The organism is bacterium, from assembly GCA_028821235.1.
GTDB lineage: Bacteria > Actinomycetota > Acidimicrobiia > Spongiisociales > Spongiisociaceae > Spongiisocius.
In genome coordinates, this window is the sequence record JAPPGV010000060.1 from 1 (window position 1) to 7,025 (window position 7,025).

Consider the following 7,025-nt stretch of genomic DNA (forward strand, 5'->3'; position numbering starts at 1 on the left):
CGGCGGGATCGATGGTGACCGGCTTCTCGCACAGGACGTTGGCGCCGGCCTCCATGGCGGCCTTGGCGTGCTCGTGGTGGAACACCGACGGGCTACCGACCACCACCGCGTCCAGATCATGCTCGAGCGCCTCCCGGTAGTCCTCGGTGATGTGCTCGAAGCCGAAGCGGTCCTTCAGCATCTCGAGGGCATCCCAGCCCTTGCGAACGGCTACCACCAGCTCCACGTCGTCCCGCGCCTGGAGCACGGGGATGTGGTTGCTCGCCGCCCAAGAACCGGCGCCGATCACACCTACCCGCACCCGATCGTTCGCACCCATGAACCCTCCAATCCGGCGTCGACTCCGAGGCATGACCCTAATAGGATCCGCATGCAGCGCGGGTGTTGACGGTGCCCGCGTGGAACGGCTCGCTTCCGTGCGGGAGCGAACAGCGCGTTGATCTGCGGGGGCGCGCCGACGGTCATAGCATCGGCTGTGGTGTGCGGGACTCAACCACCATCGCAAAGCACGAGTCAAGATAGGGCTGCACTAGACGTCCCACTTCGGCTACACTCTCAAGCAGCAAACAGTTGATGTCGTCTGGGCCCCTGGTTCAGTCGGCAAGTCCTACGGCCACCTTGCCAGGTGGCCGTAGTTGTAGTTGGGCATGTTAGATGAAGATATGCTACATAGACGAGGCGGGCGACGGTCGGCGTCCCAATCCCAGTGTCGCCCATATTCCTCCTGTCCTTGCTATCTGTGGTCTAGTGATCGCAAGCGATGTGGTGCCGGCTCTGACCAGGGACTTCCTCAAGGCCAAGAAGCGCTTTCATCCGGGGAAGGCAGGTCTGAGGCCACTTGATGGGATTCTGAACGAGGTAAAGGGCAGTGACATCAGGAAGGACATCCGGAGTGGATCACGTCGTCGCAGCCGAGCCGCGATCGGGTTCTTGGACACGACGACCGAGCTGCTCACGCAATACGGCGCTGGCATCGTCGGGAGGGTTTGGGTAAAGCATCCATCCAGGCAGTCGGACGAGCGCTCGATGTACACCTTCTCGATCCAAGACATCGCACTTCATCTACAGCATCACCTGCAACGAGAACCGACCGGCGGACTGGTCATCTGCGACAGCCGCAGCAACGCACAAAACGCGAACGTGGCCCATTCTGTGTTCACGAAGATGTTCAAGCGGAGCGGTAACTCGTATCCGAACATTGTCGAGATGCCTGTGTTCGGCCACAGCGAGAACCATGCGGGGCTACAACTGGCCGATCTTGTCACCTCAGCGCTCATCTTCCCGATCGCGAGTCGTACCTACTGTCAGGGTCATGTTGCGGGGCCGCACGTCCATCCTTCCTACGACAAGCTCAAGAGTCGATACGGGACATGGTTGAAGCGCTGCCAGATTCGCTACCAGAACGCGGACGGAAGATGGGTTGGCGGGATCACGGTTAGCGATACCGTTGGTCGTCGCAGCGGCGGCGAGCTGTTCCGATAAGGCAGTCCGAGGCCACACGGACGCCGAGACGCCTGGTTATTTAGCAGACGGACCGCTAGATTCGAGCGGGCACCCAGACGGTTTGGAGGAGGCTTCCATGGAACGAGCGTGCTTCACGTTCGAGATCTATCCGGACAAGGCCGACGAGTACAAGAAGCGCCACGATGAGATCTGGCCCGAACTTGTCGAGGAGATCCAGAAGGCCGGGCTCAAGAACTACAGCCTGTTCCGCCGCGGCACCCAGGTCATCGCCTACGTGGAGGCCCACCCCGACGTGGCCACCGCCTTCGGCAAGATCGGACCCACCGAGGTGAACGCCCGCTGGTCGGAGTGGTTCGAGGATGTGATCCTGAGCCTCGTGGACGAGGACGGCAACCTCTACTGGGCCGAGGAGGTCTGGCACCTCGACTGAACACCTGCACGGCCGCGAGGCCGTCCAAGCCTCAAGACCTGCCCGGAGGCCGACGCGGGGCCAACCACGGCGCGGTGGGTTGTAGCCGCGCCGGGGGGTAGAAGCCGGGCCGGGCCGCCAGGACGGCGGGAACCGCATTGACGAGCAGGGCCGCGGTGGTGGACACGGCCGGCATGCCCGGTTCCATCGTGAGTTCCAGTTCGTTCTCCCCGCAGATCCGGATGCGGTCGCGGGTCTCCCAACCGACCTCGCCCGGAGCCACGTGCAGGGAGAGTTCGAAGCGGAGCCACTCCTGTCCCTCGACCCATGCCGTGGCCAGCTGGACGACCCCTGCGGTCTCGGGCGGTTCGATCGTGTAACCGGCCAGGACGTGGACACGATCGGCCGGCACCGGCTCGATCTCCTCGTCGAACCGCTCGATCTCCAACCCCATCCCGTCCGCCACGATGCGAGCGCTCTCCGCGAAGCCGATGTGCCCGCGGACCCTACGCGACCGGACGGCGCTCCGGAACTCGGCCTCGCTGTAGCCGACACCGAGCGAACGGTGTACGTCCCGGCCGAACACGGATGCGTCGAGCGTGCGCTGAACGATGATCCGCGAGACGTCCCAAGCGGCTCCCGCCAGCACGAGCGGGAGGGCGTCGAAGGCGAAGCCTGGATTGATGCCGGTGGCCGCGATCACCACCCCGGCCTCCTCGGCGGCCCGTTGGAGCGAGGCGCCGGCTCCGGGCTGTTCCACATCCGGCCAGGAGAGTTCCTCGCTGGTGCTTACGACGTGAACACCCTTCCGGGCACACAGCCGGATCAAGGGAAGTACGGAGTCGAGTTCGGACCTGGTCGCTATGAGCGCGACTTCGGGGCGCGCCTCATCGAGCATGGCTTCCGGGTCCGTCCAGATCCGCACGCCGGCCCAGGCGCCGGCGGTCGGCCGGGCGGCAGCCGATGAAGGGCTACGGACGGCAGAGGTGACGGCCATCCAGGAGCGTTGGCGGCACAGGTTCAACGCCGCGGTCGCGACGCTGCCCACACCGAAGAAAGCGATCCTCACCCGCTTCGACGTGTCGAGGTTCGCCTCCGATGACTCCATCAGGCCTCCTGCCAAGACACCTGAGCGACGGCTCCGGTGCTCGCGCTCTCGTATGCGGCGCTCAGCAACTCGACGGTCCTGGCTCCCACATCAGCGGGAGATCGGTTCTCCGCCGCCTTTCCGAGGGCCAGATCAATCAGCACATCGGGTGGGTCCTCGCACCCGTAGAGACCGGCGCCCGGTGGCAGGTCGACCTTGACATCCCTGCCGTCGTCGCGGAAGAGCCACAGGAAGTCCCGTTCCAGATCGGCCACGAGATGGCCCTCCGTGCCGTACACCCGGACCTGCAGCTGGTGCCTGGGCCATGGGGCGTCCTCGTGGTCGACCGCGCTCCCGCCGGGTGGCGACGACGCTCCGGATATCGAACCCGTGGCTCCCGAGCGGAACCGGACGCTGATCGCGTCATGAAGATCGACGGCGGCGCCCTCGTTGTTCATGAAGGCGAAGACCTGGGAAGCACGCTGGCCCGTGACCCACAACGCCAGCCCGAGGGCGTGGCTCAGGGCCGCCGGGGCGTACCCGCCGCCGGACAGCCTGGGGTCGGTCCAGGTCTCCTGGGCAGGTCGGAAGAATGCATCCTGGCCCCGGTAGCTCCCCGTGCCGTGGAGGAGCCCGCGCAGGCCGGAGGCCATGGCCACCAGGACGTGCTGGACTTCTCCGACACCGGGATCCTCCATCAGGCGCTTGGCCTCTACGGCGGTGGGACGGTAGTTCCAGCCGAGCGCGAGGACCAGGTGGCGGCCGAGTTCCGAGGCGATGCCATGGAGTTCCCAGGCGTGGTCCGGTTCGGTGGTGAAGGGCTTCTCGCACAGCACGTGCGCGCCCGCCTCCAGCGCCGCTCTCACATGCTCGTAGTGGAGCCCCGCCGGGCTGGCCACGACCACGGCGTCCAAGTCGAGCGCCAACGCGTCCCGGTAGTCGTGGCTGACATGTCCGAACCCGAACTTGTCAGCCAGCATGGCCAGCGCCTCACGGTTGGTACGGACGGCGCTCACCAGTTCGACATCGTCCCGTCCGGCCAGGATCGGGATGTGGTTGGCGATCGCCCAGGAGCCGGCGCCGATCACACCCACCCGGACCCGGCGACCCGATCCCATGTGCGCTAGCCGTAGGGGTTGACGAACGGGCTCTCGACCTCGAACGGCCTTCCCCCGTCAGCGAATTGGATCAGCTCGATCGAGATGTCGTCCGGGTCGCGCAGGTAGCAGGTGAGGGCGCCCTCGTACCTACCCCAGGCGCAGCGGACCGGCTCCGCCGACACGAACACGGCGTGGTCGCGCATCCGTTCGTAATCCCGGTAGATGTCCTCGGTCTCCAGGCACAGATGGGTGTTGCCGGCGTTGTAGGTGGCCATGTCCACCCGGCCTGGCGGCGGGTTGTGGTACTGGAGCATCTCGAGCACCGAACCGCCCGGCAGCGCCCAGAACGCTCCCGACATGTCACAGTTGGGGTATCCCACGATCTTGCCCACGTAGTCCTCGACGTCGGCGGCTATCCACGTGCCCTGCATGAACGGCTCCTCCTCGAGGAACCGCGTCCACCAGCGAACCGATACTTCCAAGTCGGTTACCGCCACCCCGACGTGGTCGATCGAAAGAAAACTCACCGGTCTACCTCCCTGGCCGTCCCATCCATCACCTCGGAGCGATGGCCCGCCGTCTACTGTCCACGAACAAGTTAGTGATGCTTGACAGCCGCTGCACGGTCCGGCGTACCATCCGACCGGATCCGGTCTCGATCCGCAACGACTCAGGGGACGCCACAACCGAGGAGGTCCACGTATGCCCAGCTTCGACCGCTCAGACGTACCGCAGGCCGACCTGGAGTTCGTGGTGATCGCCGACACCCATCACCTGGTCGATCCGGGCATGTACTCGACCAAGGGCGATTCGGTCACTCCGGAGATCGTGCGCGAGTGGTCGGACCGGGGTGACTGGGCACTGGCTCTCACCAAGGCGACCGAAACCGAACTGGTCTTCCATGTGGGGGATCTTGCCCAGGAGTACCCGGGATCCCGGTTCTTCGACACCGGGAGGCGAGCCGCCGTGGCCCAGTTCGAGGAGTCGGGCCTGGAGGTCAACTTCGCGGCCGGCAACATGGACATCGGTGACAAGCCGGATCCCACGGTGCCCGCCGGCTGGGTGGAACCGGGATTCCTGAAACGCTGGGACGAGGACTTCGGCAAGTCGTTCTACAGCCGGACCGAAGGCGATACGCACTTCGTCGTCCTCAACTCCCAGATCATGAACACCACCCTCCCCGAGGCGATAGAGCAGCGCGAGTGGGTGGAGGCCGACCTCGCCGCCCACGCCTCGCACCGGATCTTCTTGTTCATGCACCTTCCGCCATACCTCGTCGACGAGGACGAGCCCGGCCTGGGCAGCTACGACGTGCTCGGCAACCCGGACCGGACCTGGCTGCTGGACCTGTGCAGGCGCTACGACGTCGAGGCACTGTTCAGCGGTCACACCCATTTCCAGGTCTTCAACCGAGCCGGCGGCACCCGCTTGTACACGCTTCCATCGACGACCACCACCAGGCCGGGCTTCTACGAGGCCTTCAACGTGTGTCCGCCCGACCGGGGATGGCTCGACACCACCAAGCTCGGTTTCTTCCTGGTCCGGGTCACCGATGACGCGACCTCGGTACATCTCATCCGCACCAGCGGGGAGACCCATGCCAACCACCCGGCCGGGTCCCGGATCCTGACCGGCACGACCGTCGATGTGCCCCACTCCCCCGCAGCCACCTACCTACGACTGCCCATCACCAACCAGAGCGACGGGGCGATCTCCTATCCCAACCACGTGAGGCACAGGATCCGTGACGACTACCCGCTGCTCTCCTGCGTCGAGGCGGGTATCCGCCATGTCCGGTTCCCTATCCACGACCTCGACGTGTCTATCCAGGCCAGACAACTCGCCGTACTACGTAGCGAGGGTGTGCGGTTGACCGCGACCGTCCTGTGTCCCAGGCCCGCTGACATAGCCGCCGCGGCTCGAAAGGCCTCCGAGACAGACTTCATCGAGGTCCAGTTGACCAACCGTTTCCTGCCCGAGGGTGAGGATCTGGAGGCCCTCGCGGAGCTGCGGGAAGCGGGAGTGGGCGTCGCGATGGCCCCGCTGGCGCTGGAGGACACCGGCAAGGTGCACCTGCGAAGCCGGACCGGCTTCCGACCCCGGGAGCTACCACACCTCGACAAGATGCTGAGCGAACGTGACGTCCACCTTGACCGGGCGGTCTGCATGGTCGACGACTCGGAGTCGGTGTGGAACGACATCCGGGCCTTCGACACGCCGCTCCGCTCCGTGGGAGGTCTCGACTTCCTGGTCCCGCTTGGCGCCGACGACGGAGCCAACGCCCTGGCGGCCGCCGAAGCCCTGTTCGCAGCGGCCACGATGCCCGGTTGCCGCGTCTATCTCGACCCGCTACAGGATCTCGACCGCGTGACCAAGGTCGTAAACGGGCTGCTCGACCGGTTGTCGAACCCGCGCCCGGCCTTCCACGTGACGAGGGTGCTGAACACGGTGCTGTTCGGGGAAGGTCGCAGACCGGGCAGCTACACACCCGTGGATCCCGGCCCGTCGCTCCGCGAGACAGGTGTCCGGGTGGTTGCGGACCATAGGGGCGAACTCTGGTTGGCGCCGGACCGGGATGGCACCAGGGCGACCGAGGTTCTCCGGCAGCGGGTGAACGGCCATGCGCCGGTGCGGCTCATCGACCCGGTGGCAGGTCTGTCGTGGGAGGATTCGCTGCCCGCCGTGCTGAACCTGATGGTGTCCGGTGACGCCGGCCCGCTACCGATCGTCCAAGTCGGGCGTTTCTAGTAACGCACCCGACCCTTGGGGTTGGAGGTCGATGTCTCCGACATCGCCCAAGCAACCGAGCTACTCGAGGGCCCGCGCTCCCGTTAGGCACCTCCTGAGCTTGCGGTGGAGGAGAGGAGTCCGTTCCGCTCAGCGTCGCGCCGGGCGGCGGGCACCGATCAGTACATGAGGGCGCCGCCGGTGACGCTGATGGCGGCGCCGCTTATGTAGCTCGCGT

At 65.8% G+C, this 7,025-nt stretch carries 7 protein-coding genes; 3 read left to right on the forward strand and 4 right to left on the reverse strand.

Annotation, left to right across the window (positions count from 1 at the left end; genetic code table 11):
- Window positions 1–319: Gfo/Idh/MocA family oxidoreductase (locus OXK16_06550; protein ID MDE0375604.1), on the reverse strand; the 319-nt coding region annotated here is incomplete at its 3' end.
- A 335-nt stretch (window positions 320–654) separates the two neighbouring features.
- Here OXK16_06550 and OXK16_06555 point away from each other — a divergent pair.
- Together OXK16_06555 and OXK16_06560 are read left to right on the forward strand one after the other, a co-directional pair.
- On the forward strand, window positions 655–1,482 hold the full coding sequence (locus OXK16_06555; protein ID MDE0375605.1) for a DUF3800 domain-containing protein: 828 nt from the start codon (window positions 655–657) through the stop codon (window positions 1,480–1,482).
- Window positions 1,483–1,579: 97 nt separating this feature from the next.
- The gene (locus tag OXK16_06560; GenBank protein ID MDE0375606.1) at window positions 1,580–1,894 is read left to right on the forward strand and encodes an L-rhamnose mutarotase; all 315 of its coding nucleotides are present in this window, start codon (window positions 1,580–1,582) and stop codon (window positions 1,892–1,894) included.
- A gap of 31 nt (window positions 1,895–1,925) precedes the next feature.
- Here the strand turns inward: OXK16_06560 and OXK16_06565 are convergent, their stop codons facing one another.
- From OXK16_06565 to OXK16_06575, 3 genes are read right to left on the reverse strand one after another with little or no spacing between them, the layout of a single operon-like run.
- Window positions 1,926–2,981 carry a hypothetical protein gene (locus OXK16_06565; protein ID MDE0375607.1) on the reverse strand — a complete coding sequence of 352 codons (1,056 nt, stop codon included), beginning with the start codon at window positions 2,979–2,981 and terminating at the stop codon, window positions 1,926–1,928.
- Window positions 2,981–4,078 (reverse strand): Gfo/Idh/MocA family oxidoreductase, encoded by a 1,098-nt coding sequence (locus OXK16_06570; protein MDE0375608.1) that lies wholly within the window; start codon window positions 4,076–4,078, stop codon window positions 2,981–2,983. Before OXK16_06570 ends, OXK16_06565 begins: the two co-directional genes overlap by 1 nt.
- A gap of 5 nt (window positions 4,079–4,083) precedes the next feature.
- A complete protein-coding gene (locus OXK16_06575) occupies window positions 4,084–4,587 on the reverse strand; it encodes a VOC family protein (GenBank protein MDE0375609.1) in 504 nt (167 codons plus the stop codon).
- Window positions 4,588–4,762: 175 nt separating this feature from the next.
- On the opposite strand from OXK16_06575, the gene OXK16_06580 reads away from it, so the two are divergent.
- Complete coding sequence (locus OXK16_06580) at window positions 4,763–6,808, forward strand: metallophosphoesterase (protein ID MDE0375610.1); 2,046 nt, start codon at window positions 4,763–4,765, stop codon at window positions 6,806–6,808.
- Window positions 6,809–7,025: the final 217 nt, after the last annotated feature.

Bases quoted from the DNA above. Each gene is read 5' to 3' on its own strand.
- OXK16_06555 (MDE0375605.1), top strand. From the start codon at position 655: ATGAAGATATGCTACATAGACGAGGCGGGCGACGGTCGGCGTCCCAAT.
- OXK16_06560 (MDE0375606.1), top strand. From the start codon at position 1,580: ATGGAACGAGCGTGCTTCACGTTCGAGATCTATCCGGACAAGGCCGAC.
- OXK16_06565 (MDE0375607.1), bottom strand. From the start codon at position 2,981: ATGGAGTCATCGGAGGCGAACCTCGACACGTCGAAGCGGGTGAGGATC.
- OXK16_06570 (MDE0375608.1), bottom strand. From the start codon at position 4,078: ATGGGATCGGGTCGCCGGGTCCGGGTGGGTGTGATCGGCGCCGGCTCC.
- OXK16_06580 (MDE0375610.1), top strand. From the start codon at position 4,763: ATGCCCAGCTTCGACCGCTCAGACGTACCGCAGGCCGACCTGGAGTTC.